The sequence below is a fragment of the Chryseobacterium lactis genome (genome assembly GCF_003815875.1).
Classification (GTDB): domain Bacteria; phylum Bacteroidota; class Bacteroidia; order Flavobacteriales; family Weeksellaceae; genus Chryseobacterium; species Chryseobacterium lactis.
The window spans coordinates 1,323,210-1,350,192 of the sequence record NZ_CP033924.1; the positions used below are offsets into that span (position 1 = coordinate 1,323,210).

Genomic DNA, 26,983 nt, shown 5'->3' on the forward strand with positions numbered 1-26,983 from the left:
AATATATCTCATTAGAATAATGGCAACGTTGCCAATTATTCATTATCTAAATTACAAATATTTTACCAAAAATCAATTAATGACTTTATGGCAGTAAAAAATTTTATTATCTTATTGAAAATGATTAAGTTTGTTATCCTTAAAAATTCGTCATGAGCCCTGAAATTACTACTTACATCGGATATTCCGCCTCAGTTTTTATCGTACTGAGTTTCATACTGAAAGATGTGAGAAAAATCAGAATCGTTAACATGATTGGCTGTTTTTGTTTTGTCATTTACGGTTTCTTTAGCGGGCCTTTATGGCCGGTTATTATCCCTAATGGATTAATCTGTTTCATTCAGATCTACCATTTAATAATAAGAAAGAAAGCCTGATGAAGAAAAAAATACTCACTTCAGCTTTTAGTAATCTGTATACAGACCAGCGAATAGAAAAGGTTTGTAAAACCCTTTTTGATAATGGATATCCTGTAGAGCTGATCGGGAATGACTGGGGCGGAAGTGAAAAAATGGAACGCCCATATCCTTTTTCCAGAATACAAATAAAATCTACCAGTTTAAAAACGGCCTATTTTGAGTTTAATTGGAAACTGTACCATGAACTGAAGAAAAAAGCTGACAAAAACACAATACTTCATGCCAATGACATTGATGCAATTCTGCCAAATTATCTCATTGCGAAAAAATTGAATATTCCATTGGTTTTCGATAGTCATGAAATTTTCACAGAAATGCCGGCCATACAAAACCGATTTTCACAGAAATTCTGGCGGGTGCTGGAAAAAAGTATTCTTCCTAAGATTCAGTTTATGATGACTGAGAGTGAAAGCTATGCGGAGTGGTTTCATGAAAAATATAATGTTAATGCGGTTGTTGTAAGAAATATTCCCAGAAAACTTCCTCCTATAGAAGAAGTGCCGGATAATAATCCTAAAATAATTCTGTATCAGGGCGCAATTAATCAGTCCCGTGGTATTGAGAAAGTGATTCTGGCTATGCATCATATGAAAGGCGCTGTTTTGAAAATAGCTGGTGATGGGCCTAGGAAAAAGACTTATGAAGATCTTGTTATCCAGGAAAGGCTTCAGGATAAAGTAATTTTTCTTGGTAAGCTTAAGCCTGAAAATCTGAGAGAAGTGACAAAAACGGCAGATGTAGGCTTCAGTCTTGAAGAAAACAATGGAGTGAGTTACTATTATTCGCTTCCTAACAAGGTATGTGATTATATTCAGGCCAGAGTGCCACTGGTGATGATTAATTTTCCGGAAATGCAGCGCATAAAAAATCAATTTGATGTTGGTGAAATGGTTACGGATCATCAACCCCTTACCATCGAAAAAGCGATTCATAAAATACTCGAAAAAGGAAGGTTATATTACAAAACTGAACTCGATAAAGCTGCAGATGTTTTCTGCTGGGAGAATGAAGAAACAAAAATTCTTCAGCTTTTTGAAAAAGCATCAGGTAAATAATCTTTACAAAATTGGTTATCTTTGCATAAAGAAATTTGATTAAAGATGACCATAAAGGAAAAACAGCAGGAAATAATTGATGAATTTGCATTTCTTGAAGATTGGGAGCAGAAATATGAATATATTATCGATCTTGGAAAAGAACTGAAAGGGCTGCCGGAAGACAAGAAAACCGAAGAAAATCTGATTAAAGGTTGTCAAAGCAAAGTATGGATTGATGCCGAATTTAAAGAGGGTAAGCTTTTCTTTGATGCAGATTCTGACGGAATTTTACCTAAAGGGATTGTTTCTCTTCTGGTAAGTATTTATAGTGGACATTCTACCCAGGAAATTCTGGATTCTGACTTTGCTTTTATTGCAGAAATCGGCTTACAGGAATTTCTTTCACCATCCAGAGCCAACGGTCTGATGGCGATGACCAAACAAATCAAATTTTACGCTGTTGCTTATCAATTGAAATCATAGTTGTGACCAGAATTTTAGCATATCGTTTTTCTGCATTTGGAGATGTTGCCATGACGGTTCCTGTTTTCAGAGAGCTTCTGGAACAGAATCCTGATGTGGAAATTGTCATGGTTTCAAGAAAAAACTTTGAAGCTTTATTTGCGGGCATTCCAAATGTTATATTTAAAGGAATAGATGTAGACGATTATAAAGGATTTTTTGGTCTAAGAAGGCTAAGTAACGAGCTGATCAAAGAATTTAATCCTGATTTTATTGCTAATCTTCATGATGTGATCAGGACTAAAATCATAGACAAAATTTATAGAAGAAAAGGACTAAAGGTTTTTAAAATAGATAAAGGAAAAGAGGAAAAAGACCACCTTACCGATGTTTGGAATCTGAATAAAGTTCAGCTGGAAAGAACCGTTGAACGGTATGCAGATGTTTTCAGGGCGATGGGGTTTAAAGTGGAGCTTTCACAAAAACTGAGGCCAGCTTCAGGATCCAAATCAGGAATAGGTTTTGCTCCTTTTGCTCAACATAAAGGCAAAATGCTTCCCCTGGAAAAATCCTATGAATTGGTTAGAATTTTAGCTCAAAAACATACCGTATATTTCTTTGGAGGAGGAAAAGCCGAAGCCGAAACTCTTGAAAGATGGGAACGTGAGATTCCTAATACTAAAAGCCTTGCCGGTAAGTTGAATCTTACAGAAGAACTTAATAAAATCGCCGGATTAGAAGTCATGGTTTCAATGGATTCTGCCAATATGCACTTAGCAAGCCTTGTAGGAACCCGTTGTGTTTCGGTATGGGGAGCGACTCACCCTTACGCAGGATTTTTAGGATTTGGTCAAAGCGAAGAAGATGTGGTTCAGGTAAAAGATTTAACATGCAGACCGTGTTCCGTTTTTGGTGATAAAGAATGTTACAGAGGAGATTGGGCGTGTTTGGAAGAGTTTGATATTCAAAAAGTGATTGAGAAAATCTTGTGAAATGAAGCTTTCCATCTGTATTCCGGTTTATAATTTTGATGTTCGTGAATTAGTTTTTGATTTAAAAAAAGAAATTAAAGCGTATCATATTGATGCTGAGATTATTTTAATTGATGATGCTTCAAAAGAACATTATAAGCAAATTAATCAACCCTTACAGAATGAGGTTTTTAATTTTATTTTTCTTGAAAAAAATATAGGACGATCCCGGATTCGTAACTTATTCTTACAATTTTCTACAGGTCAATATCTATTATTTCTCGATTGCGACGGGAAAATCGTCAATACTAATTTCTTACGACAATATATTCAATTTATACTGGAGAATCCCAGTGCCACTGTTATATATGGCGGTAGAAAGGTATCAGAATTAAATCCGGATCAGGATCATTATTTAAGATGGAAATTTGCAGTTGAAAGAGAAAACCTTCCTGTAGAATTACGTAAAGAAAAACCCTTTTTAAGCTTTCAGACTAATAATTTTATGATCCGAAAGGAGGTATTGGGAAAAGTAGGCTTTAATCCTGAATTTCAGAAATACGGCTATGAAGATCTTCTTTTTGCAATGGATTTAAAAGCGGAAAATGTCAAAATTGATCATATTGATAACCCGATTCTTAATAATGATCTTGAAAGCAACATCGTTTATATCGGTAAAGTAGAAGAGTCTGTGGACAGTTTATCCAATATGCTTAAAGATCAACATTTGAGTTTGAAACTGTCAGAAGTAAAGCTTGTAAAAATGTATTATAAGTTCAAGAAGATGCCCTTTAATGCTGTTTTTAGTTTTTTATTTACCATGGGAGAGGGAAGTGTCAAAAGAAAGCTTACAAAAGGAAATGTGAGCCTCCGTTATCTGGATATATATAAGCTTGGACTTCTTTTGAGAATGATGAAATAAAAAGTTTCAAATGATTTAAAAACAAAAAAATCTCCCAGTTTCCTGAGAGATTTTGTGGGCCCTGAGGGATTCTCCATAATTCTTATTTTCTCTGTATTCATCATACTTTGTAAGGATTTCATTTCTTGGGTATGCCTAAAAGTATGCCTTTATGATAAAAACTACTAACATAATAGAGTATTATATATTCTGTTCATAGTCTGACTTATTCCATATTGTATAGTTATGGTTCTTAATTTATAAATACACCAATATTCAATATTTTTAGTTTTGTATTTATTAATAATTGCTCTTTTATTTTTGAGCACTTCTGATTGCCCAAACTTAGTTTCCAGAGCATTTAATATTTTATAGTAGTATTCTATGTCTCTATCTAGGAAAGTCAGAATTACAGTATTTAAAATGTCCCAATAAAATATAAGCTCTGTCCTGTGTGGAGGGAAATTTAAGAACATTTTAGTTTCATTTCCAACCCAAAGATAGCTTATATATAGATCATTTTCTGGGATTCTGTCTGGTAGGGTTATTACATCTAGCTCCCAATTATCATATTGGTAGCCTATTCTAAAAGGTATTTTTGGTTTCATAAAGATTTAAGTATTAAAAAACCACTCTACATTGAGTGGTCTTTGTTTTTATTATTTCTTAGTTGCCTATTAATATTTATGTACTGCCTGATTATAAATATTATTATTGTAGTTATAAAAATATAGACTGAGACTCTAAATGAAGTGTAGTATGTTACAAAATCTGTTGTTTCTGTGTTGTAGCTTCCTTCTTTAAAAATCTTGTTTATATCCCCTATAAATAAATAGTATAAAGGAATTATTGAATTAAGTAACATGTATAAAAATGCACCTATTAACCAATGGTATTTCTTATTCATATTTAATATACTGTCAATAATATCTTTTGTAATACATGAGAATATTTGTACAACAGAATTAATAAATACATAAAACTCAAATGTTAGCCTAGATTTAAATGATTTTTTCACTTATTTTCTTCTTGGTTTAAATATCCAATAAATAAAAGCTACAAATGCAGAGAGTACAGCAAGTAATATAAGAAGTATTAAAATGTGTTGATAATGGAGGGATAAGATTGTTTTCATAGTAACAGATTTAATTTAAAAATTTAACATTGTCATAAATGACATTATAAACAGTAAAAATAGAAATTAACTTTGAATTATCATATATGACAAGTTGGAGAAATCAGAAATTTTAAAATCAGTAGGAAATAAGATTAAGGAGATAAGACTAAGTAAAGGTTTTTCTCAGCTTGATCTTGTAGGAAAAATGGAGGGTAATATTGATGTAACTAATATTTCAAGAATAGAACAAGGAAGAACTAATCCTACTGTTTATACCCTTTTCAGAATTGCAGATGCTTTGGAAATTCATCCTAAGGAATTCTTTGATATAGAAATTACAGAAGCTTAAAAAGGCTATTTATATAATATCTTTATATTTTGATCTAAAGGATTTTCCATCCAATATCCCCTCTATGTTGAATCTACATGTGAGTCTCTAGGGTAAAATATACTATTACATTCATTACATTGCCATGATAATATGTACCAGATTTTGTGATCTTACTTATATAGGTGATTACAAAACTTGATACAATAATAAGATTTAATAAGAAATACCACCCTAAATTAATAAGGTGGCATTTTATTAAGCATTTTCTAGCTGTAGAGTATCAGCTACAAATTCTTCAAAATCCTCTGAGGAATCTACCTTTACTATCCTCAGCTTACCTACAAAATCACTAGCTTGCAATGTCTCTATAGCAGATAATTCCTTAGATATTGCCATGAAGTTAAATTGTCTTCCATACAAAGGATCTGATTCTATTTCATTAGCCTGAAACAGATATATACTTCCTTCATATATTCCCATTCTTTGAGCTACAGTACCACTAATAACAGTTTTACTAGGGATTTCTCCAGCAATGCCTATTAGAATTACAGGCATAAGCCCATTCTTATCTTCATTGGCTCTTTCAGATTTTAACATTTCAACCTTAGCTACAAATGATTTAAATTGTCTTTTCATAATTTATATATTTTTGAGTTAATACTCAAAATATGTTAGAGATGATGAAGAGTTGTGGGTGGCAGTGAGCCAGAGTAAAAAAAGATGAGGTGATTCTTAAGATGTAAAATAAATCAGAATATCTTTATTTCTGTCCAGAGAATTTATCTCAATAGGCTAGAGGGGGGTGGGGGAGTTTAGAAAATTTAGAAAGGGGGTACTTGATATGAGGGGAACCTATGTATAAACAACTCCTCAAAAAAAATTAAAATTTTAAAATTTAGGGCTAAGATTCCTTTTTGTAGTACTCTAAATAATAATATTTAGCTTTCCTTACTAAGATGTCTAGTTTATCCAGTGTAGAGTAATAATCTTCTTCATCTTCAAGTATAGAATGTTCAAATGCTAAAAAATCAGCCATATCATCAAATATATGTGTTGTTGGGTGGAAGCTTTCAGAGACATTAAATTTAAGCTGTATTCCATTGAGAATATATTCCAGTGTTATTTTTTTCTCATCCATTTCTGCAATTGTAGATATTTATACTTTAGAGGCTATGTAATTTATACTGATAAATACTAAGGATTAAAAAAATATTATTTTCTTCCCATATTACCCCTTATAGAGTCTATTAATATTAGCTCTTCTCCTTTGATTTTATAAATATATTCAGGATACATTGCATCATTAATTACAAAATCTTTAAAAGTGAATTTATCTAAGTTTTTTTTCTTGTATTCTTTAATAAAGTTCTTCCCTATCTTACTTTCATCAATAATATAAGTTGGCTTTAAATTAATATCACTATAGACTCCATAAGGGTTGTATACTTGTTTTACACCCCTTGGTTCTAAAGTAATATGTATCAATGTGTCTTTCTCTTGCTTGTCAAAAATTAACTCAAAGATGTACTTTTCATCTTTAGGGTTAATGAATGGTGTTTTCTTTTTTATCTCTTCATCTGTGGGAATAGGATTCTTTTTCTGATAATCAAGAACTACTTTATATAAGTCATCTTGCAAACCTGATTCTTGTTTACAGGATAAAAATATCAATCCTACCAGTACTAATAGCAGTTTTTTCATTCTGTTTTATTAAGATATTCTTTTGGAGGAGGAGGAGGAGCAGGGATTTCATATTCCTTTATAGGATAGAAGTACTTTCTTAAATCTCCTTTAGCTATAAGTTCTAAATGATTGACATCCTTGATTTTATACATAACACCCTTTTGATAATCATCACCATTGTAGGCTAATGGGTACTTTTCAATATCATTCTGCTTTAGCTTGTTGGGGGTTTTAATAAGTTGAAACTTTGGGTAATATGGCTCAGTAACAATAATTTTGCAACTGTCAGTATAAAAAGTTCCTTCTTTCTTTATCATAAAAGTAGGTTTAATAACATTTTCATATTTAACAGAAAGAATAATTAAGGTGTCATATCTGTTCAATACATAAAATAAACTTGCTTTTTTTGAAATTTCTTTATGTACTATATCAGTACTTTCTATGACTTTGTCATAGATTTCATCAGAAGTAAAATAAGGATTTTTTACCTCTTCTTTACAAGAATATAATAACATTAAGCCAAGTAGAGGAACTACTAATTTATTCATTTTCTTATATTACATTGTTGGGGCAGGTGGCATAGGTATTTCATACTCAGGGATTCTATGGAAGTACTTTGTTAGATTACCTTTATCTATTAACTCCAAATGGTTTAAATCTTTTATTTTATAAATTAGTCCTTTTTGATAATCACTCCCATCATAATAAGGATATTTTCCTTCATATTCTTTAATAGGTATAAGTTTATTATTTTCTTTTAAGAACTGAAATGTAGGTTTGTAAGGTTCAGTTACTATAATTTTATTTTTATTATATTTAAAATAACCTTCTTTTTTTATTGTTTGGGTTGGTTGTAGTATATCCTCATGTTCAGATGACATTACTATTAGTGTATCATATCTGTTGAAAACATAAAAGATGCTGTCAGCTTTGGAAATATCTTTTTTTGCTGTATCAACCCCCTCTATTACAGTTCTATATATTTCATCAGATGAAAAAATGTTGTTTTCATCTTGATTCTTACTGCAAGATGAAAAAAATAATAAAATAGAAAGATATATAATATTTCTCATAATTACTTTCCTAGATTTTTCAAATTAATTGTACTTGTACCTAAATCCTTTTTATATATGTCTTTGTTTCTCCAATGATACATCCATAAATTACTTTTTCCTTTGCTAGGAGCATAGTATAGGTAATGAGAGGGGTAATCTGTTTTTCCTGTAGTTCTATAATAATAATTATCTCCTCCTCTTGAAATACCATAATCTCCATTAGTTTGTCCATTTATAGGAGAAGGTCCATTAACATCTTTGTGGGAGTGGATGTTAAATAATGACTTTGAAGGAGACTGATTAAAAAAATTAGGAGGAGTAGAATCATCATCATGTCCTGTAAATACAGTATAAGAAACACCCTTTCCTACTTGAAAAGCTTCTAATCCCCATTCTACATCAGAATTTTTAGCTGCAAACATAAATACATTAGCAGCATCTGTAGGATTTGTTGTTCTTCCAAAATTAATACCTTTAGGATATCTAGGTTCAGCTAATCCATAATCAGTAGCTAGGCTACTAATAATACTTCCATCATTTGGTTTAGCTTTATCTACTATAACTGGAGCTGTATTTGTCACATTTCCTTTTTTGTCAGTAGCAAATAGTCTATCATCATTTCTTTTCTCACTTCCATCATTTGGGTCAACTCTGGTAACTGTACCATCCTGTAAAAGTTTAAAATCAGTAAAAACCTGCCTTCCATCAGGGTCAATATTACTTATAGGATTATTCATAACCATGTTATAAGGAGACCAACTGGAATATTCTTCACTCAATGGATCAGGAGAAAACCATCTCCCTGCTGTATCTAAGTAGGGTTGTGCATCTGGGTCACTCAAATCTATCTCCCTAAACTCTGTAATCTCTTTGGTTTTCTTATTGTACTTTATAGAACCAATATTAACTACTGTATCCATATCATGAAATTCCAGATATTTTCCTTTGCTCAGTGTTGCAATCTTAGGATAATAGCCATATTTTTTAAAAGGATTCCCAACAGCAATATTCTTTCTTCTTCTTTCTGCTTCCTCTGGAGTTAAAGTATCTCTGGTTTTAAGAACTTCATCCATATAAGGTCTACTTCTTTCTTCTTTAGTAAGTTTTACAGGATTAATCCATTTCTTTTCACTTGTTGGCTTAAGTTGGGTTTTCTTAACCTGAGCCTGTGTAATTCCAGTGAGAAGTACACATCCAGTCAGTACAATTCTTTTCATAGTCATTTGTTATTTTGTAAAGTTATTCATTAATTTTTTATTCTCATATTTATCTCTCTCAGTTCTAAGAGAAACAAGCCAGTCTAAATACATTTCCTCTGGCATTTGTCTGTAACCTATGTCATAAATATGTCCATATTCCTGTGTCATAAGCTCCATGAGTTCCTTTGCTGTAGAGTCTTTCTGCTGAATTATTTTCAGGTTTTGTGGATTGTCAGTTTTGAGATTGTATTTATCCATTAACTTAGTAAACTGCTCTTTATGTGTTTCAGCCCTAAGAATAAGAGCTTTGGCAAAATTGGGGTAAACCTCTATTGCCCTGTTTACAGCTTTTAATACAAATTCTCCATCATTGCCAGGGAAATTCCTATTGTAAGCCTGTGCTAAATCAAATAAGCACAATGCTAAACTTTCCTTATCATTCAAAGCCTTCATAAACACACCATTTTTAATGGCATCTAGGTGTATATATCCAGAAGCCATGAGCCATGAATCCTGAGGGAACATCCCACTGGTAAGCTCTGTATTGTACCATCCATCAGATTTAATCTGATGTTTAATGTACACATGATTAGGAGCTAAGGCTAAATTGGCTGTTTCTCCTAATTCTTCTGCCAAAATCTTATACAGGTAAGGCATAGAATTACAATTTCCTTTCTTGGTAGCCAACAATTTTGAAACAAACAAATTAGTAATATCATTATGCCCAAATACATCATTAAAATCATAATTGAAAGGCTTATACTGTATTACTGTATCTTTTACAGCAATAGGCAAAGTCTGGCACATAATAGAGTATATTGCTGCATATTTGCTTACTCTGTCTTTATCAGACTGTTTGTAGGTTAAATCCCTGTTAGCTACAATAGTTTTGGCAAACTTTGTTAAGAACCTGATTTCATTATTGAGCTGTACTGTGTCTAATTTCCCCTGATAATAAGCATTTTCCACACTGAATACAGCCTCTTTGAAGCTGTATTTTTGCTTATTATTCAGCATATTGTCAATGGTCTGGTAGGAATCATTGTAGAACTGATTATTTTGAGCCTTGACTATTCCTGAACTTAGCCATACAAATACTAAGGATATAAAGGATATAGTTTTATGAGATAAATATTTTTTCATTATAGTTTATTAGGGTCTATAGGGAAATACTGTGGTTTCTCTGATTCTTTTTTCTTTTGTTCCTGAGCTTTTCTTAAAGATTCCTGTTGTTTCTGTTTTTGCTTTTCAGCATTAATCTGTTTCATTCTTTCAGCAAGAGCTTCACTTTTTTGTCTGTTGGCTTCACCTTTCATATTCCCCAACCACTCTTCATAAGCTCCTTCTGGCATGGGTATATAACCCAAATTGTCAATATTATTAAACTGGGCTTTAGTTTCCTGTAACAGAGCCAATGCTCTTGGATAAAATCTGATATTTTGTAGTTCCTCAGGATTTTCAAGGTTCTTAATTCCTAATTGACCTGCTACATATTGCAGTTTAGCTTGTTGAAAAGTTGATTTTAGCAGGTTTGCATAAATATTTTTGGGTGAATATTCCAGAGCTTTATCCAAAGTCTTACCCACAAACTCATCCATTCCATATTTATGGGCATAGCCATTAGCTAAATCTGCATAGAATTGGGCTAATAGCTCTTTTTTGCTCTGTTCTTTCATATAAATATCATTCTGCAAAGCTTCTGATTTTATATAGCCTGATTCCAGAATTATTGAGCTTGTAGTAAATATACCATTGGTTAATTCTGCATTTTGCCATTCCCCCTCTTCATCCTTAAACTTGACATAAGTATGGTTTGGAGCAAAGGCTAAATGAGCTTCTGCATTCATTTCCTCTGCCAGCATCAAATAATATAAAGGCATGGAGTGACATTGCCCAGAGCCTGTTTTAAGGAGTTTGGAAACAAACATTTTACTCCAATCCTTTGCACCCATGTAATCCTCAAAGTCATACTTGATAGCTTTGTGCTGAACTCCTCCAAGCTTCATACCTTTAGAAAGATATTCAAAAATCATCAGATTTTTATCTGTATTACTTTCAAGATCCTGCTTTCTCTCTTTCATTTTCTGTAAGAGTTGTTTTGCTGTTTTCTGAATTCCAGATTTAAACTGATTATAATTTTGTTTATCTCCATAATAAGCATTCTCCACAATGAAATTAGCTTCACTTATAGAGAAATTATTACTATCAAGTCCAGAAAGTTTATTAAAGGCATCATAATAAGATTGTGTTCCTGCTTTACCTGAAAATGAAGGGAGGTTATAATAAGAATCTTCTAAGGCTTGTTGTCTGTAATAGTTCTCCTGTTTATTTCTGAGTTCCTGCTCCTTAGCTACTTTCCTAAAATCTTCTTCCATCATTCTTGCATTCTGTTGCTGAATCTGTGAGCTTCTAGAATTGTACAACCCACCATGAGGAACAGAGGGAACTACAGACTTTGCTGGACTGATATAATTCTGATTAGAGTAATTATGAAAACTACTGGCATTAGGTCTTGATGTAGTAGGTAAATTAGGAATTTGCCCCAATCCACACATACTGATACAAAACAAAGGCAAAATAAGTAGCTTTTTCATCATATATATTTCTGTGTTTTAGACATGTTGCAAGATAAGAAAATTCTCTAATACAAGAATAATTTATTGCCATTTGTGACATGTTTATTGTTGGAAGTATAAAAGAATAATGTTGATATTTGCTCAATCAAATTAACTTATAAAATTAATTAATATGTTAAATGAACTTATTCAATTCTATTATAAGAACTTAACTTTAACAGGCTTAATAAAAAAATATTTTTCTTTTTATTTCTATCTTGTTATAATTATTTATCTTATTCTAGGGGCAGGTATTATATATTTATTCATTATAAAGGATAATCTTTGGTGGTTTTCTCTTATTGTTCCATTGCTTGTAGCACTTATGTATGTTATGAAGCTTCTTAGTTATTATACTCTACTAAAGGTATTTCCAGAGTGTACTAAGAACAAAAGTTATGACTTAAAAAAATTGAATACTTATTTTTTTGAAGAGTTAGAAAAATATTTAAAAAGTCAACATTTGATTGAAATGGAAGATAACATTATATCTCTATTGAAAGAAAAGTCACAATCATTGAAAATCCCATTTATATTTATTTCAGGAATATTCTCTGTTCTTTCACTCAGTGTTTTTAATTCTTTGTGCCAAAAATTATATGATATTAGTGAAAAAAACTTGAAGGAAATCCTGCTAACAACCATTTTGCTATTTATGATTATTGCATTAGTTATTCCAATATTGTATTATGTCAGAGATTTTTATTTTAGCTATTATACCCAATATACTAAAATTAACAATTTAATTAACATGTTAGAAGAACACAAACTGAAAAAGAATAGAGAATCTATAAAAAATAAAAACTACCCCATAATAAACTAAATTATATGGGGCAGTCTAGCTAACTCAAAAACCAATGATAATCTGAATTACCATTAAGTGCTTTCTGAATACCCTTAGTAAACTCAAAGGCATTCAAATTTCTGTCAAGGAAAGTATCTATATAACTACTTTTATTAGCTTGTGTAAAAAGATTATAAACATCCCAGAGATTAATCCTTCCATTATCTTCTCTACAGAAATTCTTATCCTCATAGTAATCCTTAGCCATAGTATTAATATGGCTGTCATTGAAATTAAGTAGAGGAATATTCTGTTTCTCTGTTTTAGGTAAATGTTGATACAACCTACTCTTACCTATAAGCTGGGCAAATTGATGTTCTGATAGATAATCCTGTGTAAGCTCCTTCATCTCTATGAGATGTAGCTCTGCATTATAGTTCTGTATAGTTTCTACTGCTTTGCTGTATAAATCATTAGCATTAGAAGTTCTTATGTCTTCAAGGAATCCATCTGTAGATACACAAAGGTTACAACATACTTTATTCTGAAATCCAATGAAGAACTTGAACTTTTCTAAGGATTTCTTACTGTAGAGATTCTCCTGATTGTATGCTCTTACTCCACCAATAGTTAGAGAAAGTTCATTACCATTCACTATTTCAGTAATAGAAGGAACTTTAATAATAAATGCCATTCTTTCATAATAGTTAGTCTTTTCATGCTCTAAAAGCTCTTTTACAGGCTTATAAATAGCTGAAGGAGTTCTGCCTTTAATTTGATGAGATACCCTAATTTCAGGGGCTGTAATGCTTTGGTAAGGAAAAGTTTTATTTACAGCACTGATAATACATTCTATAAATTCCTGATGAGCAATAGTTTTTTCATTGTCTCTAGAGAATACAGGAATAATACAATCATTCTGTAAGTGATGTAATGTAGCTTCCAGTGTATTAGCCATAATAAATGGGCTGGGCTGATTATTTCCAGCAGTCATATCAGTAGAGTGACTTTCTACTTTGAGATTGGACATAAAAGAAGCCTGAACTACATTTAAAGATTCAGGCTTATTATCTACTGTGCTGGATTCACCTTTGGGCTGGTCAGGAATATTCATCCTGCTTGGATAGAATATTTCTGCATCTTCAAAATCCTCATTATCAAGGAAAATATTACCTAGAGATTTATTATCAGATAAATCATTCACTCTCTTAAGCTGTAAATCAGGTGGAATAGAAGTATTCCTATGATTTATCTCTATTATGTTAGTAGTTTTTGAAATCTCTACATCAAATGCTTCCTCTAGAGAAGCAGGGTTAATTTTATTTTTCATATCCATTTCTACTGAATTGATTATTAGGGTTAGTTGAGTGAATTAATAATGTTTTCCTAGCTTCAAAGTCTGGCTTTAAAGTCTTATGATATTGGGGAAACTCTTTATATAAAGTTAAAAGTTCAGCTATAGAATTACATCCCAGAATAGCTTTATATACCTCTTCTTCTGTAGAGACTCTCTGCTGAATTTGGGAAGGAATTTCCATAGGAATAGATTCATTTTCAGATTTTATGCCTGAATTACACCAATCTAAAATCATCTTTCCTGTTTCAGAGGTAATGATAAATTCAGGTCTGTTCATGAAGAGTCCTGTCCTGTCTTTACTAGCCTTTGCTAAATGGTTCTCATTCACTAGCTCAAAATTAATAGTAAGTTCATATTCAAAGCCATCTCTGGTAATTTCCTTAGTACCATGCTTTACTACTTGGGTTTTTCCATTACTAGCTACATCTAGAGAATAGTCTATCTTTCTTCTTGTAGTGGTTATGACATGGCATGTTGACTGTAATATCTTATTAATAAAAGCCTGATGTCTTGGTGTAACATTAGCCCAGTCTTGGAATCTTCCTCCCAACTTTTCATGAATATCAAGACATCCACCTGTACCATTCCACTCATGGGTAATAGAATCTATAATAATTACTTCAATTCCAGAGTTTTCACATAGTTCTATGGCCTGTATGTATCTTTCAGGAGAATAAGGAGCTTGTAAATCCAATACATTGTAATTCCCTAAGTCTGAATATAAAGAAGCAGAGGAATTTTCTGTATCTATAACAGCTATTTTACTCCAATCCTGTGTCATTCCATAGGCTAATAATAAGGCTGATTTGGTTTTTCCAAATCCAGAAGCACCAGATAATCCTAATCTGAGTTTTACTTTTTTTCTTTGTGATTGTTTTAATTGCATAGTTTTTGTTTTTATAAGGTGATTTTATTTAGGAAGTTCCTTTATATTTCATTGCATATGAGTTTGATAACTCACCCATAGTGGACAGCCCCTAGTGAAATGGGGCTATGTTTAATAGAAAAACTGGCTCTGCATTAATATCCAGTTTAAATAATAATTATAGCCCAAATCAGAATGCAGGATTTGTTAGTAATGGCTATGAGAGAAGAAGTTCTTTAACTTTATATGTTCCAATGAAAATTGACATAGATGAGATACTGCTTAGAAATCCACCAGATTTTGAATATGACAGGGATAAATTTGTATATATTCTTCATTTAATAAGCTCTATACCATCAAGAAAGAATAATGTTTTAGATAATAATGCAGGTTATACTCCTGTTAATAAAAGATTATTACAAAGAAGAATTCACAATTACTCTAAGTATATTGACTATTTGGCAGAAAAAGGGCTGGTTGAAGTAGATAAACAATTTATTCCAGACAAAAAGTCAGGAGGGTTAAAATTCTCAAAAGAATATATTTCTGTTTTAGTTCCAGTTGAAATAACTAAATGGACATTAATAAAGAGTATATTATATCTTAATCAGAACAAAAATAATCTTTTAACAGAGGGTTTAACATTTCTGAAGAAGTGGTTTGAAGATGGAAAACTTACAGTTAACTTTGAGGGAGCAAAAGAAGAGCTAAATAAGTTAGCAATTGAAGAAGAGGAATTAGGCTTGCCTAATATTCAGGAAAGATTTAATTCCAGATTAGTTCCCTTGCTTGAGTTAATGTCTGATTATACTGTTTTTGGAGTAGATAATACTGGTTATAGACTTCATACATCTATTACAAGGTTAAAGAAAGAACTGAGAAAAAACATTAAATATGATAACAAGACTCTTGTTTCCATTGATATTGTTAATTCACAGCCTTTTTTGACCCTTCCTCTTTTTGATTTAGAAAAGATTCATACAAATGATATCTTGTCAAAAATTAAGAGTCCTCTTTATTTTCCAAATTCTGAAATGTCTGATACATTATTAAAGACTATAGAAATGGTAAAAGATGAGGAAGATGTTAAAATTTTCATTGATTGTGTTTGGAGTGGTAACTTTTATGAGAAGTTTGGGGAGATTCTTCAAAAAGAAGAAATTTTACCAAATGAAAGTTTTCAAGGACTAAGAAAAAAGGTCAAAGAGATTACCTTTGAATCTATTTATAGTCCTAACACCTCTATTGCTTACAGTAGCTGTGTAAAGATTTTTAAAAGTACATTTCCAAATGTTTACAAGATTTTTGAGTTAATAAAAACTGGTAGAGGAAATCATCCTGCTTTTTCAATTATGTTACAAAGACTTGAATCTGAATTAATTTTAGAGAAAGCTTGTAAAATAATAAACAGAATAAATCCAGAGATACCACTTTTTACTATTCATGATTCTATTGCAACAACAGAGGAACATACAACTTTTGTTGAAAATATTATGACAAAGGTTTTTACAAAGTATATAGGAAAATCTCCTAAATTTAAATTAGAGAGGTGGGATTAACCACCTCTTTTACTGTAATTTAGAATTTAACCTATTCATCTGTTCACCAACTTTTTCCTTTACAACCTTAGCATAATGTTGCTGAGTAATTCCAATCTCTGAATGACCTAAAAGCTCAGATACTATCTCCATAGGTACATCATTATAAAGTAGAATAGTGGAAGCAAAGGTTTTTCTGGCTATATGATGGGTAAGAGTCTTATTGATACCTACAATCTCAGCTATCTCCTTTAGATAAGAATTGAACTTCTGATTAGTTATAACAGGGAGAAGCTGAGTTTCTGTTCTGTATTTATTCAAAATACTTTCAGCTTTAGATAACAATGGAATGTCATAATCTCTCTTAGTTTTCTGTCTATGAATATGAATCCACTTATTACTATCATAGCCTGTCTGAATATCATTTGCCTTTAAGTTTGACATCTCTGTATATGCTAATCCAGTATAACAACAGAAAATAAACATATCAGCAACTTGTTGTAATCTTTCAGATGCAAATTGGTATTTCTCCAATGCTTCCAACTCTTCTTTAGATAAGAATACAACTTGTTTCTTAGGTTTCTTGTTCTTGTAGAGTAGGAAAGGGTCTTTAGCTAAGTAGTCCAGTCCTACAGCTAACTTAACAATCTGTTTGAATCTTTGTATAGTTTTATGAACTGTGTTCTGCTTAAACTGCTTCTCAGCCTTTAGATAGAACTCAAACTCAGTAATAAATGCCATAGTCATGTCTATAAGAAGGTAATCAGATTTTTTGTACTGATGCTTTATGAAAGACTTTACATGAGCCTGTGTCTGGTAGAACTTAGCTACAGATACTTTAGTGGTAGAAATACCTATCAGCTTTTCCTGTTTAGTGATATGAAGGAGGAACATTTCAGTAATTGATTTATCCTGCTTGATATTTTCTCCTTTGTACTGTTTGTAAATATCATCTACATCAAAGTCCTTTTCCTGAACTTGTAGGAATAAAAAAGCCTGATTAATGTCTTGTTTAATCAGGCTTAGTTGAGTGTTGATTTGATTATTTATTTTATTAGGAGGAAATGCCTTTTGCTTTGCAGCATTCCAAGAATTTGGGTTTATAAAAACACCTGTTGAGAAAGGTTTTCTTTGGCTGTCTAAAGTGATTCTACATTCAATTGCACAGACTCCTTTTGTGTTAATTCTGTTTCTTCTGATTAAAAATAGTATTGAAAGTTTCATAGTATTAATGAGGGTTTGAGTTGGTAACCTGAGAATTTTTTGGTAACTTAATTGGTAACCTGAGTTTAGATTATTAAGGTGAAATATTAAGTAAATTAAATAAGATAATTCACAAAAAATAAGGATGAATTTTTAATATGGTAACCTGAAAGAAATTATGGTAACCTAAAATTCTGCCTTAAAATTGAAAAATAATGAGATTTAAAAACTTAGGATTTAAATAAGAATTGCTGTAAACTCCCATGAATAGAGAAGAAAAGTTTTAAAACAAAAAAATCTCCCAGTTTCCTGAGAGATTTTGTGGGCCCTGAGGGATTCGAACCCCCGACCCTCTGGGTGTAAACCAGATGCTCTGAACCAACTGAGCTAAGAGCCCTGAAATTTTTTAAAAGGCTTCAGTATCCTTTTTGTGGGCCCTGAGGGATTCGAACCCCCGACCCTCTGGGTGTAAACCAGATGCTCTGAACCAACTGAGCTAAGAGCCCTCTATACTTGTTCTCTTGTTTAGAGTGGTGCAAATATACGACTTATTTAGAAATCTCCAAATTTTTTTCTAAAAAATCTCCAACAACAAAGTTGCTTCCGCCGATAAAAATCATTTCTTCATTTGTACAGCGCTCTTTAGCAGAAAGATAGGCTTCCTGTACAGAATTGAAAATTTTATAAAAAATTTTCGCCTCTTGTAGTAGGTTTTCATAATCTTCCGGGTGCCTGCCTCGGTTGACAGAGGGTTTTGCAAAATAAAACTCAGAATTTTCAGGGAGTAAACTCATTACTTCATCTATTTTTTTGTCGTTGACAAATCCCAAAATGACATGCTTGTGCTTGTCAATAGAATTCAATTGGGAAAAAACATATTCCAAACCTGCCTGGTTGTGTCCTGTATCACAAATCGTCAATGGATTTTTTGAAAATTCAAACCATCGGCCAATAAATCCTGTATTTTGGTGAACGTTCAGTAAGCCTGCTTCCAGATTTTCTTCAGAAATGGTAAACTGAAGCTTTTTTAATTCTTCAACAATGGCCAAAACAACACGGATGTTCTTCTGCTGATAATTTCCTTTGAGATCAGAAATAAATTCGGTGTGCAGTAGGGTAGCATCAATAAAAGGAGCGTTTTCCTGAGCCGCTTTTTCTTTGATAATATTTTTTACCACTTCATTTTCATCTCCAGAAATAATCGGGATGTTTTTTTTGATGATTCCTGCCTTTTCTCCAGCAATCTCCTCAATAGTGTCTCCTAAAATGTTTTGATGATCCAGTTGAACATTGGTAATAGCCGAAACTAATGGTGTAATAATGTTGGTAGAATCCAGCCTGCCTCCCAATCCAACTTCAATCAAAGCAAAATCTGCCTGCTGCTGATGGAAATACTCAAAAGCCATGATCGTTGTAAACTCAAAAAATGAAGGGCGGATGTCTTCGGGGATGTTTTTAAGCTTTTGGATAAAATCAAAAACGAATTCTTTATGGCAATTCTTTCCGTTGACTTTAATGCGTTCTGTGAAATCGATCAGATGGGGTGAATTGTATAACCCTACCTTATAACCTGCTTCCTGAAGTACTGAAGCCAGCATATTGCTTGAAGATCCCTTTCCGTTGGTTCCGCCAATATGAATGCACTTTATCTTATCCTGAGGATTTCCAAAGAAAGCGCAAAGCTTAGTAATATTATCAAGCCCCGGCTTATAGGCTTTCTGCCCGTCCAGCTGATAGTTGGGCATTTGTACAAAAAGCCAGTCGATGGCTTCCTGATATTGTTCTTGTGTCATCATGATACAAAATTCTCAAAAGTTTTATAAAAATGAAACAATAATTTTTTTTAACTGTAACTTTTTTATATTTAAGTCGTCTAATAAGGAAAAATCTTAATATGAAATCGGTGTGATTTACAAGTATAAATACTGATGAGATGACACGATTCCATATGACCACTAAAAAACAAATAAACATATACATATGAAAAAAGTTTGGATTATCGTTTTTGGATTAGCCTGTTTGGGATTGAACGCCCAGAAGAAATGGTCCTTAAAAGAATGCGTAAGCTATGCAGTGGAGCATAATCTTCAGGTTATCCAAAATCAATATAACAAACAGTCTCAAGATGCTAGCCTTAAAATTGCCAGAAAAGGATATCTGCCTTCTGTTTCAGCAGGAATGAACAATTCTGTCAGCTTTGGGCAACTTTCACTAGGAACAGGAAGTATCAGAAACGACAGATTCAGTAACAGTGCTAATCTGGGAGCTGACATTTTAATATACAATAATGGAAGGCTTGAAAAAAACGTTAGAAAAGCTCAATTTGATGTAGAGGCAAGCCAATATGATATTGAAACGATCAAAAATGATATTTCTCTCCAAATCGCTCAGCAATATCTGACGGCACTTTTAAACAAAGAGATTGTGAAAATTTCTCAAAGTGCGGTAGGAAATGCTCAAAAGCAATTTGACAGGGCAAAAATAACGACAGATGTGGGAACTACTGCCCAAACTGTTTTGGCAGAAGCAGAAGCTGCTTTGGCTAGAGAAAAACAAAATCTTAAGACCGCAGAAGTGAATGTGGGAAGAGCTTTATTTGCTATTGCTCAACTTTTACAGCTTCCTGACTATAAGGGGTTTGATGTTGAAGATGTTAATGTTCCCGATGCGTTAGAGTCACAGTTGCAATCTGCTGACGAAGTATTGGCTACGGCATATGATATTCAGCCTCAGATTAAAGCTGCAGAAAGCAGGATAAGATCTGCAGAAGCGCAGACGGAAGTGAGTAAAACCGCATTCTGGCCTACACTTACAGCAAGTGCAGGAATTTCTTCCTTTTATAATAACATATTAAATGGAGCAACCAGTGGCACTACTCAGCCTGGTCTATTTGAACAATATAAAGATAATTTCGGACAGAGTGTAGGGCTTTCTCTGAATGTCCCTATTTTCAACAAAGGAATTACTAAATTGCAGGTAGAGCAATCCAAAATAAATGAAAGCCTGGCGAAAGTTACTTTGGAGCAACAAAAGCAGACGGTAAGACAAAATGTTCAAAAAGCACAGTTTGATGCCGATGCGAATTATGAAAATTACCTTGCAGCGGTAGAAGCGGAGAAGAGTACAAAATTGGCTCTTGAATTTGCTGATAAAAGCTACACTGCAGGGAGAACAACCATTTATGATGTTAATATTGCCAGAAATAATTATGCAAATGCACAGGGATCAGTAGCGCAGGCGAAATATAATTATCTTTTCAGTCTTAAACTATTGAGTTTCTATGCAGGAATTCCATTAAGTTTGTAAAATGTCTATCCAATCGTTAGAAAAATATTTACCTCAAAATACACTTAAATATCTAAGAATTTGGTTTTCAGAGTACTATATCCACATAAAAGTTACACGAAACAGAAATTCTAAACTGGGAGATTACAGAAAACTTCCGGATAATTCTCATGAAATTACAGTAAACTCAACACTTACTCCTCAACTTTTTTTCTTTGTGCTGACTCATGAACTGGCCCATTTAATCGCCTTTGAAAAATATGGACGAAGAATCTCTCCGCATGGAAATGAATGGAAGGAAACCTTTAGAAATATGCTTGTAGAAAGCCTTGAGATCTACGATGAAGAATTAAAGCCAATTATTGTTCGTTTTTCAAAATCACCGAAGGCAAATTTCATGGCAAGTCCTGATCTGGTAAGATATTTTCACACTGAAAAACAGGATGATAACCTCCGTTTTATCGAAGAACTGGAAAAGGGAGAATTTTTTATATATCGCAACGAAAAGTATTTATTGGAAGGTCTGATCAAAAAGAACTATCTTTGTAAGAACCTGGCTACTGGAAGGAAGTATTCTTTCAAACCTTTAGCGAGAGTAGAAAAATGTAGCTAAGAATGTTAAAATCAGATAGATACTGTGTGATAATGGCGGGAGGAATCGGAAGTCGGTTCTGGCCAATGAGTACGCAGAAATTTCCAAAACAGTTTCAGGATATTTTAGGGACTGGCCGTACGATGATTCAGCAAACTTATGACAGAATCAGTAAGGTAATTCCTAAAGAACAGATATTTGTAATCACAAATAAAGAGTATGTAGCGCTTTCTCATCAGCAGCTTCCGGAAATTCCTGAAGAGAATATTGTCGGTGAACCGTTGATGAAAAATACGGCGGCATGTAATCTGTACATGGCCAACAAAATTGCTGAAATTGATCCGGATGCTACGATGATCGTTTTACCGGCAGATCATCTTATCCTTAAAGAAGATGTATTTTTGGAAAAAGTAGAGCTTGCATTTGATGTAGCTTCAAAACATGACTATCTGGTGACCCTGGGAATCACTCCTACAAGACCCGATACCGGATATGGATATATTCAGTTTGTAGAAAAAAAGGGCTCAGAATATTTTAAGGTTAAAACATTTACCGAAAAACCGATTCTGGAAATTGCTCAAAGCTTTTTAGAAAGTGGAGATTTCCTTTGGAATGCAGGAATATTTGTATGGAATGTAAAGAGTATTCACCATGCTTTTGACCTATATCTTCCTGAAATGATGCAGCATTTTATGGCTTGTGAATACAATTCAGAAAAAGAAAACAGCTGTATTGAAACCATTTACCCGAAGGTTCAGAAAATATCTATTGATAACGGGATTTTAGAAAAGGCAAAGAACGTATATGTAATTCCGTCCGATTTGGGATGGAGCGATCTGGGAACATGGACTTCGGTTTATGAGAATACAGATAAGGATAATGACGGAAATGCTGTGAAACTGAAGCACTTGCTTGCTTACAATTCAAAAGGAAATATTATCCGTTTAAAGAACAATAATAAGGCAGTGATCATTGATGGTCTCGAAAACTATATTATTGTAGATACAGATAAAGCACTTCTGATTTGTCCTCGTGACAATGATCAACTGATTAAAGATTATGTGCTTGATCTGAAAAGTTTCAAAAAAGGAGAGAGATTTATGTAATATTTGGTATATTTTCTGCTGAAATTTAGGCTATGATTAAAAAGACAACGCGATTTTCGATTTTTGTGTTCCTATTTTTAGGGATCTTAGCATTTTCTCAGGAGAAGAAAAAGTTTTCCAGTATTCCAAATGTTTTACAACAGATAGAACCTAATGATAGAGTAGATTCATGGGTATTGGTATACAATAGTTATGGAAAAGGTCAGGAAATTAAGACTTCCGGTGGAAAGTTAAGCTATACTCCGCAGTTTTCAGGATTCAATCTGTTTCCTACTGAAGACAGTTTTTATTATATAGCTTATTCCCAGGGGGGGAAGATCAATTATGTAATTGATGTGGAAGCCCTTAAAAAATTCGTAGGAAAGATAGATAATGCCCAGGAAGCTGCCATCGTACTGGCGGCAGATGGCTATATCGTTGATGAAGAATTTAAAGATCTTGCAGGTAATTATCATGAAGATCGGTCAAATTATTATCTGGACTTAGGTAAACTGACTTCAAAGGAATGTCCTTATCAGAAAACACATTATACTTTAACAATAAATAAAGCTACAGGAATTACAACCAATGTGAAAGACAATGGAACTTATATTGAGCTTTACAATAAAAAATGTGCTAATAACCCGAGACTTTTAAAGATCGAAAAAAAGGAAGAACCTAAGAAAGATGAGCCTAAAAAAACAACCAAACGCAAATAAAAACTACGAAACCGAGCGATTGATCATCCGTCCGATGTCTTTGGAGGATGCCGAATTCATTTTTGAGTTATATAACGCCCCAAAATTTATCCAATATATAGGTAATCGCGGTGTAAATTCCCTTACTGACGCAGAAAACTACATTAAAAACAGATTTCTTCCACAGATTGAAAGATTAGGTTACGGAAATTATCTGGTGATTACCAAAGAAGGAAATCATAAAATAGGAGGAGTGGGAATTTTTGAAAGGGAAGGGCTTGATATCGTTGATATCGGATATTCTTTATTAGAAAAATTTGAAGGAAAGGGATATGCCTATGAAGCTGCACAAAAAGTAAAGTCGATAGGGATGGACGAATTCGGATTGCCAAAAATATCTGCCATTATTTCAAAAGATAACGTTTCTTCTCAAAAATTGATTGAAAAATTGGGATTAAAATTCAAGAAACATGTTACGCTTCCCGGTGAAGATGAAGAACTGAACTACTATGAAACAGAATAGAACTTCAAATAGTTCTTCTGAATTGTTTACAATAAATAAAAACGGCGGCCATTTGGCCGCCGTTTTATTGTTTATGGCAAAGATTATTTTTTAATAATTTTAAGCGTTTTTGTCGTACCATTTTCAAGCTGGAAGGTAATCATATACAATCCGGTAGTCAAATCACTTAAGTTGATTTCCGAAGCAGGAGCAAGTGTTTTCACGCTTTTTCCGGAAAGATCATTGATTTGGATCGCTTTAATTCCTTTTACATCTGAAATTTTAATTACCTCACTGAAAGGGTTAGGGTAAACAGAGATCTGCTCTTTAGCCTTAGCATTCACATCGGATACACCTAAAGCTGTACTTGTAAATTCATAAGCGCCCATGTCCGGAACAGCTCCTCTTAACGTTCCACTGAAGTCTGTAGTAACTTCCGGAAGAGAGGTTCCTTTATTGTCTAAGCCTGAATTTGAGCTAGGATCTAAATGTAAATCCGTTGCACTTACAAATACCGGAGCAATGTTAAGAGAATTTACATTTCCTCCATATCCGGTTTGAATATCCGTTAATGCCGTTTTGTCAGATCCGATAAATCCTAATGCAGTACCGGTGGTAAAATAATCGTTATAATTTATATTACCAAAAATGGTATTAGAAGCACCGGATGTATAGATTGAATATCTGCTACCACCCGTTTTGTTATTAGCTAAAATATTGTTTCTGACATCCAAAGCACCCGCAGCAGTTACATTCGTAGAGTTTACATAAAAAGCGGCAGATATTCCTGTCTCCGAGTTGGAAGTATTAAGATTTACCGTATTGTTATAAATTTTATAACCCGCTCCTGAATAAACAAATATTCCTGCAGCTTGTCCTGCGCCTGTTGCCAGAACGTCAGAAATAACGTTATTGTAAACCAGTGTATTAGCTGTAGTTGATGAAGAGCCTAACACAATAGCCTGCATTAAGTTTCCTGTAAGAGTATTTTTAAGACCGGACATCTTATTAGAATATACTTTTACGTTAGGAGTTACACCTCCCACATATACTCCGCTGCTGTTTACATAGGTTAGCGCTCCGCTGATTTCTGTAATGGTATTATTGTAAACATTCGTGGAAACATTGGTTGTTCCTGGTGAAATAGCGATTCCCGATACATAATTAATGCCACTGCCTGAAGTGTTTTTAGCACTGATTGTATTGCCGTTGATTGTAGCATTGTTAGTTCCGGCGCCTAAGTTAATTCCTAAAGAACCTGCTGGAGTGGTTGAAGAACCTGCATCCGGACGGGAAATAGCAATAGTGTTATTACTAATAGTGGACGTTCCGCCTACTCCTGCAACATAAATTGCATTTTGAATAATATTATTGGTTACGGTATTTCCGGTTATTAGAAGGTTGTTTCCATTTCCGGCAGCGGTGTTGGCAAGAACAAAAATACCATTAAATCCGGTTCTGATATCGTTATTTTGAACCGTAATATTGTTAAAATATCCTGCTACCGTCGATCCGTTTGCAATGATTAAGTTCGTAGAACCTGTGGTCCCGTTAAGGAGAATCGAATTTTTAATAGTCACATTCGTAAGTGGAGCCGCACTTGCTGCAGATCCCATATAAATAACGGAAGAGCCTGTTGCTGCAGTATTACTGATGGTAAGATCTTTCGTTGTTCCTCCAACAGTGGAAGACCCATCAATCGTAACATTAGAACCCTGAATGTTGACAAGAGGTGCCGATGCAACAGCTCCACCAATGGTAGCCGTAACGGTGGGCTTAATGATAATTGAAGAGTATGTAGTAACTGCATTTAAAGCTGCCGTTGCTGTCTCTGTGGTATTGGCAGTAATGCTTAAATTGATATTTCCCTGATGCACTCCTGTATTAATTGCATCAAAGGCACCTTTCAATGTGGTGTAAGTAGCGGTTGCTGTTCCTGAACTTGCTGTCACGTTAACCTGTGCATTTGCATAAAGGCCTAGTAATACCAGACCCGAAAGTAGAGCTTTTTTCATGTGAATTGAATTATGGTTTTTACCAAATATATAACAAATAATTCAATGCGTTAAGGTTTTTACATGAAAATTTACTTTAAATCGGATATTTTGTAAAATGAAATAAGATTGACCTTTATGCAGGTGCAAAAATTCCCAATATTAATAGGAAAAGAGAAGTTTTATCCTTCAAGTATTTGATCAGCAGCTGTTTTGGAAGTTACTTTTTCAATAACTCTGGTACAGATTCCTTTTTCGTCGAAAATAAAGGTAGTTCTTACAATTCCCATATAAGTTTTACCAAAAGTTTTCTTCTCCTGCCAAACTCCAAATTTCTCAATGATACCTTTATTTTCATCAGCAATAAGATCGTATGGGAAAGCAAATTTGCTGTGAAAATTTTTCTGCTTCTTTACAGAATCTCCGCTTATTCCCAACAACTGAAATCCTGCTTTTTCAAGTTTAGAATAATTGTCGCTCAAATTGCAGGCCTCCACCGTACATGTTGGAGTATTGGCTTGTGGATAAAAGAATATGACAAGCTTCTTTCCGATTAGTTTTGATGAAGTTATTGTTTCTCCATCCTGATTGATTCCTTCAAATTCTGGTAATTTGTCTCCAACTTTCAGCATAATGATTTAATTTTGTTCAAATTTAAGGGTAAAATGACAAAAAAGCAAAGAGCCGAGCTCGTTCAAGTAGAACTGGATAAATTGTATCCTACCACACCTATTCCTTTAGACCACACCGATCCATATACATTAATGGTTGCCGTAGCACTTTCAGCCCAGACCACAGATAAAAAAGTAAATCAGGTGACCCCTGATCTTTTTGCTGTAGCAGGAACTCCACAAAGAATGGCCAAGCTGGAAGAATTTGAAATCAAAGAACTGATCAAAGAAATAGGATTATCCAACACCAAAGCCAAGAATTTGAAAAGAATGGCAGAGCTCCTATTGGAAAGACATAACGGAATTGTTCCCCAAACCTATGAAGAACTGGAAGCATTGCCCGGAGTAGGGCACAAAACGGCTTCTGTGGTAATGAGTCAGGGATTTGGATTTCAGGCTTTTCCTGTAGATACACACATTCACCGTCTGATGACCCAATGGAAACTTACATCCGGAAAAAATGTCGTAGAAACTGAACGTGACGCGAAGAATCTTTTCCCAGAAGAAGTGTGGAATAAACTTCACCTTCAGATTATTTTCTACGGAAGAGAATATTCTCCTGCCAGAGGAAAAGGAGAAAAAGATTTTATTACTAAAATGTTGTTTGATTAACCATGTC

29 protein-coding genes and 2 tRNA genes are annotated in these 26,983 nt (G+C 33.4%); 14 read left to right on the forward strand and 17 right to left on the reverse strand.

What is annotated here, in order from left to right:
• Positions 1–152: 152 nt before the first annotated feature.
• From EG342_RS25450 to EG342_RS05600, 5 genes are read left to right on the forward strand one after another with little or no spacing between them, the layout of a single operon-like run.
• Positions 153–377, forward strand: coding sequence for a uroporphyrinogen decarboxylase (locus EG342_RS25450; RefSeq protein ID WP_103288771.1), 225 nt, complete (start codon positions 153–155; stop codon positions 375–377).
• Positions 377–1,474 carry a glycosyltransferase gene (locus EG342_RS05585; protein ID WP_103288772.1) on the forward strand — a complete coding sequence of 366 codons (1,098 nt, stop codon included), beginning with the start codon at positions 377–379 and terminating at the stop codon, positions 1,472–1,474. Before EG342_RS25450 ends, EG342_RS05585 begins: the two co-directional genes overlap by 1 nt.
• A gap of 45 nt (positions 1,475–1,519) precedes the next feature.
• Positions 1,520–1,939 carry a SufE family protein gene (locus tag EG342_RS05590; RefSeq protein WP_103288773.1) on the forward strand — a complete coding sequence of 140 codons (420 nt, stop codon included), beginning with the start codon at positions 1,520–1,522 and terminating at the stop codon, positions 1,937–1,939.
• A 2-nt stretch (positions 1,940–1,941) separates the two neighbouring features.
• On the forward strand, positions 1,942–2,910 hold the full coding sequence (locus EG342_RS05595) for a glycosyltransferase family 9 protein (protein WP_246008737.1): 969 nt from the start codon (positions 1,942–1,944) through the stop codon (positions 2,908–2,910).
• Between the two features lies 1 nt (position 2,911).
• Positions 2,912–3,811: a glycosyltransferase family 2 protein gene (locus EG342_RS05600; RefSeq protein WP_103288774.1), complete on the forward strand. Its 900-nt coding sequence runs from the start codon at positions 2,912–2,914 to the stop codon at positions 3,809–3,811.
• Between the two features lie 164 nt (positions 3,812–3,975).
• On the opposite strand, the gene EG342_RS05605 is transcribed toward EG342_RS05600, so the two are convergent.
• The gene (locus tag EG342_RS05605) at positions 3,976–4,398 is read right to left on the reverse strand and encodes a hypothetical protein (RefSeq protein ID WP_103288775.1); all 423 of its coding nucleotides are present in this window, start codon (positions 4,396–4,398) and stop codon (positions 3,976–3,978) included.
• Between the two features lie 621 nt (positions 4,399–5,019).
• Here EG342_RS05605 and EG342_RS05610 point away from each other — a divergent pair.
• Complete coding sequence (locus EG342_RS05610) at positions 5,020–5,256, forward strand: helix-turn-helix domain-containing protein (RefSeq protein WP_103288776.1); 237 nt, start codon at positions 5,020–5,022, stop codon at positions 5,254–5,256.
• A gap of 237 nt (positions 5,257–5,493) precedes the next feature.
• On the opposite strand, the gene EG342_RS05615 is transcribed toward EG342_RS05610, so the two are convergent.
• The 8 genes from EG342_RS05615 to EG342_RS05650 all read right to left on the reverse strand — a co-directional run bounded on the left by EG342_RS05615 (position 5,494) and on the right by EG342_RS05650 (position 11,772).
• Positions 5,494–5,874: a hypothetical protein gene (locus tag EG342_RS05615; RefSeq protein ID WP_103288777.1), complete on the reverse strand. Its 381-nt coding sequence runs from the start codon at positions 5,872–5,874 to the stop codon at positions 5,494–5,496.
• Positions 5,875–6,139: 265 nt separating this feature from the next.
• On the reverse strand, positions 6,140–6,376 hold the full coding sequence (locus EG342_RS05620; RefSeq protein WP_103288778.1) for a hypothetical protein: 237 nt from the start codon (positions 6,374–6,376) through the stop codon (positions 6,140–6,142).
• Positions 6,377–6,450: 74 nt separating this feature from the next.
• Positions 6,451–6,939 (reverse strand): hypothetical protein, encoded by a 489-nt coding sequence (locus EG342_RS05625; RefSeq protein ID WP_103288779.1) that lies wholly within the window; start codon positions 6,937–6,939, stop codon positions 6,451–6,453.
• Positions 6,936–7,469: a hypothetical protein gene (locus EG342_RS05630; RefSeq protein ID WP_123868037.1), complete on the reverse strand. Its 534-nt coding sequence runs from the start codon at positions 7,467–7,469 to the stop codon at positions 6,936–6,938. Before EG342_RS05630 ends, EG342_RS05625 begins: the two co-directional genes overlap by 4 nt.
• 9 nt (positions 7,470–7,478) lie before the next feature.
• Positions 7,479–7,994: a hypothetical protein gene (locus EG342_RS05635; protein ID WP_103288781.1), complete on the reverse strand. Its 516-nt coding sequence runs from the start codon at positions 7,992–7,994 to the stop codon at positions 7,479–7,481.
• A 2-nt stretch (positions 7,995–7,996) separates the two neighbouring features.
• Positions 7,997–9,193: a JAB-like toxin 1 domain-containing protein gene (locus EG342_RS05640; protein WP_103288782.1), complete on the reverse strand. Its 1,197-nt coding sequence runs from the start codon at positions 9,191–9,193 to the stop codon at positions 7,997–7,999.
• Between the two features lie 9 nt (positions 9,194–9,202).
• Entirely contained in the window at positions 9,203–10,318 is a 1,116-nt protein-coding gene (locus EG342_RS05645) for a tetratricopeptide repeat protein (protein WP_103288783.1), read from the reverse strand.
• Positions 10,318–11,772 (reverse strand): hypothetical protein, encoded by a 1,455-nt coding sequence (locus EG342_RS05650; RefSeq protein WP_123868038.1) that lies wholly within the window; start codon positions 11,770–11,772, stop codon positions 10,318–10,320. Before EG342_RS05650 ends, EG342_RS05645 begins: the two co-directional genes overlap by 1 nt.
• Before the next feature lie 151 nt (positions 11,773–11,923).
• Here EG342_RS05650 and EG342_RS05655 point away from each other — a divergent pair, with 151 nt between their 5' ends.
• Entirely contained in the window at positions 11,924–12,613 is a 690-nt protein-coding gene (locus tag EG342_RS05655; RefSeq protein ID WP_103288785.1) for a hypothetical protein, read from the forward strand.
• 19 nt (positions 12,614–12,632) lie between these two features.
• Here EG342_RS05655 and EG342_RS05660 read toward each other — a convergent pair whose 3' ends face one another.
• Positions 12,633–13,910: a DUF3871 family protein gene (locus tag EG342_RS05660; protein ID WP_103288786.1), complete on the reverse strand. Its 1,278-nt coding sequence runs from the start codon at positions 13,908–13,910 to the stop codon at positions 12,633–12,635.
• Positions 13,894–14,817, reverse strand: a complete 924-nt coding sequence (locus EG342_RS05665) for an AAA family ATPase (RefSeq protein ID WP_103288787.1) — start codon at positions 14,815–14,817, stop codon at positions 13,894–13,896. The genes EG342_RS05660 and EG342_RS05665 overlap by 17 nt, the downstream gene beginning before the upstream one ends.
• 107 nt (positions 14,818–14,924) lie before the next feature.
• Between EG342_RS05665 and EG342_RS05670 the strand changes: the two genes are divergently transcribed.
• Complete coding sequence (locus tag EG342_RS05670) at positions 14,925–16,355, forward strand: hypothetical protein (protein WP_103288788.1); 1,431 nt, start codon at positions 14,925–14,927, stop codon at positions 16,353–16,355.
• A gap of 9 nt (positions 16,356–16,364) precedes the next feature.
• Here the strand turns inward: EG342_RS05670 and EG342_RS05675 are convergent, their stop codons facing one another.
• The 4 genes from EG342_RS05675 to EG342_RS05690 all read right to left on the reverse strand — a co-directional run bounded on the left by EG342_RS05675 (position 16,365) and on the right by EG342_RS05690 (position 19,330).
• Positions 16,365–17,558: a site-specific integrase gene (locus EG342_RS05675; RefSeq protein ID WP_317126840.1), complete on the reverse strand. Its 1,194-nt coding sequence runs from the start codon at positions 17,556–17,558 to the stop codon at positions 16,365–16,367.
• A gap of 301 nt (positions 17,559–17,859) precedes the next feature.
• Positions 17,860–17,934: transfer RNA gene (locus tag EG342_RS05680), tRNA-Val, on the reverse strand.
• 34 nt (positions 17,935–17,968) lie between these two features.
• Positions 17,969–18,043, reverse strand: a tRNA-Val gene (locus EG342_RS05685).
• Between the two features lie 42 nt (positions 18,044–18,085).
• Positions 18,086–19,330 (reverse strand): bifunctional folylpolyglutamate synthase/dihydrofolate synthase, encoded by a 1,245-nt coding sequence (locus tag EG342_RS05690; RefSeq protein ID WP_103289289.1) that lies wholly within the window; start codon positions 19,328–19,330, stop codon positions 18,086–18,088.
• A gap of 187 nt (positions 19,331–19,517) precedes the next feature.
• On the opposite strand from EG342_RS05690, the gene EG342_RS05695 reads away from it, so the two are divergent.
• Genes EG342_RS05695 through EG342_RS05715 form a run of 5 tightly spaced genes read left to right on the forward strand, consistent with a single transcriptional unit; the run spans position 19,518 to position 23,720 of the window.
• Complete coding sequence (locus EG342_RS05695) at positions 19,518–20,843, forward strand: TolC family protein (RefSeq protein WP_103288790.1); 1,326 nt, start codon at positions 19,518–19,520, stop codon at positions 20,841–20,843.
• Between the two features lies 1 nt (position 20,844).
• Positions 20,845–21,435 carry a SprT-like domain-containing protein gene (locus EG342_RS05700; protein ID WP_103288791.1) on the forward strand — a complete coding sequence of 197 codons (591 nt, stop codon included), beginning with the start codon at positions 20,845–20,847 and terminating at the stop codon, positions 21,433–21,435.
• A gap of 2 nt (positions 21,436–21,437) precedes the next feature.
• On the forward strand, positions 21,438–22,520 hold the full coding sequence (locus EG342_RS05705; RefSeq protein WP_246008739.1) for a mannose-1-phosphate guanylyltransferase: 1,083 nt from the start codon (positions 21,438–21,440) through the stop codon (positions 22,518–22,520).
• A 32-nt stretch (positions 22,521–22,552) separates the two neighbouring features.
• The gene (locus tag EG342_RS05710; protein WP_103288792.1) at positions 22,553–23,218 is read left to right on the forward strand and encodes a hypothetical protein; all 666 of its coding nucleotides are present in this window, start codon (positions 22,553–22,555) and stop codon (positions 23,216–23,218) included.
• Positions 23,187–23,720 (forward strand): GNAT family N-acetyltransferase, encoded by a 534-nt coding sequence (locus EG342_RS05715; protein ID WP_103288793.1) that lies wholly within the window; start codon positions 23,187–23,189, stop codon positions 23,718–23,720. Before EG342_RS05710 ends, EG342_RS05715 begins: the two co-directional genes overlap by 32 nt.
• Positions 23,721–23,803: 83 nt before the next feature.
• Here the strand turns inward: EG342_RS05715 and EG342_RS05720 are convergent, their stop codons facing one another.
• Both EG342_RS05720 and bcp read right to left on the reverse strand, forming a co-directional pair.
• Positions 23,804–25,714, reverse strand: a complete 1,911-nt coding sequence (locus tag EG342_RS05720; protein ID WP_103288794.1) for a T9SS type A sorting domain-containing protein — start codon at positions 25,712–25,714, stop codon at positions 23,804–23,806.
• A gap of 161 nt (positions 25,715–25,875) precedes the next feature.
• Entirely contained in the window at positions 25,876–26,325 is a 450-nt protein-coding gene (gene bcp / locus EG342_RS05725; RefSeq protein ID WP_103288795.1) for a thioredoxin-dependent thiol peroxidase, read from the reverse strand.
• Between the two features lie 33 nt (positions 26,326–26,358).
• On the opposite strand from bcp, the gene EG342_RS05730 reads away from it, so the two are divergent.
• Entirely contained in the window at positions 26,359–26,976 is a 618-nt protein-coding gene (locus EG342_RS05730; RefSeq protein ID WP_103288796.1) for an endonuclease III domain-containing protein, read from the forward strand.
• The last annotated feature ends 7 nt before the right edge of the window (positions 26,977–26,983 follow it).

What these genes read in the sequence shown, in the direction of transcription:
- EG342_RS25450 (WP_103288771.1), top strand. Translation starts at nt 153, where the DNA reads ATGAGCCCTGAAATTACTACTTACATCGGATATTCCGCCTCAGTTTTT.
- EG342_RS05585 (WP_103288772.1), top strand. Translation starts at nt 377, where the DNA reads ATGAAGAAAAAAATACTCACTTCAGCTTTTAGTAATCTGTATACAGAC.
- EG342_RS05590 (WP_103288773.1), top strand. Translation starts at nt 1,520, where the DNA reads ATGACCATAAAGGAAAAACAGCAGGAAATAATTGATGAATTTGCATTT.
- EG342_RS05600 (WP_103288774.1), top strand. Translation starts at nt 2,912, where the DNA reads ATGAAGCTTTCCATCTGTATTCCGGTTTATAATTTTGATGTTCGTGAA.
- EG342_RS05605 (WP_103288775.1), bottom strand. Translation starts at nt 4,398, where the DNA reads ATGAAACCAAAAATACCTTTTAGAATAGGCTACCAATATGATAATTGG.
- EG342_RS05615 (WP_103288777.1), bottom strand. Translation starts at nt 5,874, where the DNA reads ATGAAAAGACAATTTAAATCATTTGTAGCTAAGGTTGAAATGTTAAAA.
- EG342_RS05620 (WP_103288778.1), bottom strand. Translation starts at nt 6,376, where the DNA reads ATGGATGAGAAAAAAATAACACTGGAATATATTCTCAATGGAATACAG.
- EG342_RS05625 (WP_103288779.1), bottom strand. Translation starts at nt 6,939, where the DNA reads ATGAAAAAACTGCTATTAGTACTGGTAGGATTGATATTTTTATCCTGT.
- EG342_RS05630 (WP_123868037.1), bottom strand. Translation starts at nt 7,469, where the DNA reads ATGAATAAATTAGTAGTTCCTCTACTTGGCTTAATGTTATTATATTCT.
- EG342_RS05635 (WP_103288781.1), bottom strand. Translation starts at nt 7,994, where the DNA reads ATGAGAAATATTATATATCTTTCTATTTTATTATTTTTTTCATCTTGC.
- EG342_RS05640 (WP_103288782.1), bottom strand. Translation starts at nt 9,193, where the DNA reads ATGAAAAGAATTGTACTGACTGGATGTGTACTTCTCACTGGAATTACA.
- EG342_RS05645 (WP_103288783.1), bottom strand. Translation starts at nt 10,318, where the DNA reads ATGAAAAAATATTTATCTCATAAAACTATATCCTTTATATCCTTAGTA.
- EG342_RS05650 (WP_123868038.1), bottom strand. Translation starts at nt 11,772, where the DNA reads ATGATGAAAAAGCTACTTATTTTGCCTTTGTTTTGTATCAGTATGTGT.
- EG342_RS05655 (WP_103288785.1), top strand. Translation starts at nt 11,924, where the DNA reads ATGTTAAATGAACTTATTCAATTCTATTATAAGAACTTAACTTTAACA.
- EG342_RS05660 (WP_103288786.1), bottom strand. Translation starts at nt 13,910, where the DNA reads ATGGATATGAAAAATAAAATTAACCCTGCTTCTCTAGAGGAAGCATTT.
- EG342_RS05665 (WP_103288787.1), bottom strand. Translation starts at nt 14,817, where the DNA reads ATGCAATTAAAACAATCACAAAGAAAAAAAGTAAAACTCAGATTAGGA.
- EG342_RS05670 (WP_103288788.1), top strand. Translation starts at nt 14,925, where the DNA reads ATGTTTAATAGAAAAACTGGCTCTGCATTAATATCCAGTTTAAATAAT.
- EG342_RS05675 (WP_317126840.1), bottom strand. Translation starts at nt 17,558, where the DNA reads ATGAAACTTTCAATACTATTTTTAATCAGAAGAAACAGAATTAACACA.
- EG342_RS05690 (WP_103289289.1), bottom strand. Translation starts at nt 19,330, where the DNA reads ATGACACAAGAACAATATCAGGAAGCCATCGACTGGCTTTTTGTACAA.
- EG342_RS05695 (WP_103288790.1), top strand. Translation starts at nt 19,518, where the DNA reads ATGAAAAAAGTTTGGATTATCGTTTTTGGATTAGCCTGTTTGGGATTG.
- EG342_RS05700 (WP_103288791.1), top strand. Translation starts at nt 20,845, where the DNA reads ATGTCTATCCAATCGTTAGAAAAATATTTACCTCAAAATACACTTAAA.
- EG342_RS05705 (WP_246008739.1), top strand. Translation starts at nt 21,438, where the DNA reads ATGTTAAAATCAGATAGATACTGTGTGATAATGGCGGGAGGAATCGGA.
- EG342_RS05710 (WP_103288792.1), top strand. Translation starts at nt 22,553, where the DNA reads ATGATTAAAAAGACAACGCGATTTTCGATTTTTGTGTTCCTATTTTTA.
- EG342_RS05715 (WP_103288793.1), top strand. Translation starts at nt 23,187, where the DNA reads ATGAGCCTAAAAAAACAACCAAACGCAAATAAAAACTACGAAACCGAG.
- EG342_RS05720 (WP_103288794.1), bottom strand. Translation starts at nt 25,714, where the DNA reads ATGAAAAAAGCTCTACTTTCGGGTCTGGTATTACTAGGCCTTTATGCA.
- bcp (WP_103288795.1), bottom strand. Translation starts at nt 26,325, where the DNA reads ATGCTGAAAGTTGGAGACAAATTACCAGAATTTGAAGGAATCAATCAG.
- EG342_RS05730 (WP_103288796.1), top strand. Translation starts at nt 26,359, where the DNA reads ATGACAAAAAAGCAAAGAGCCGAGCTCGTTCAAGTAGAACTGGATAAA.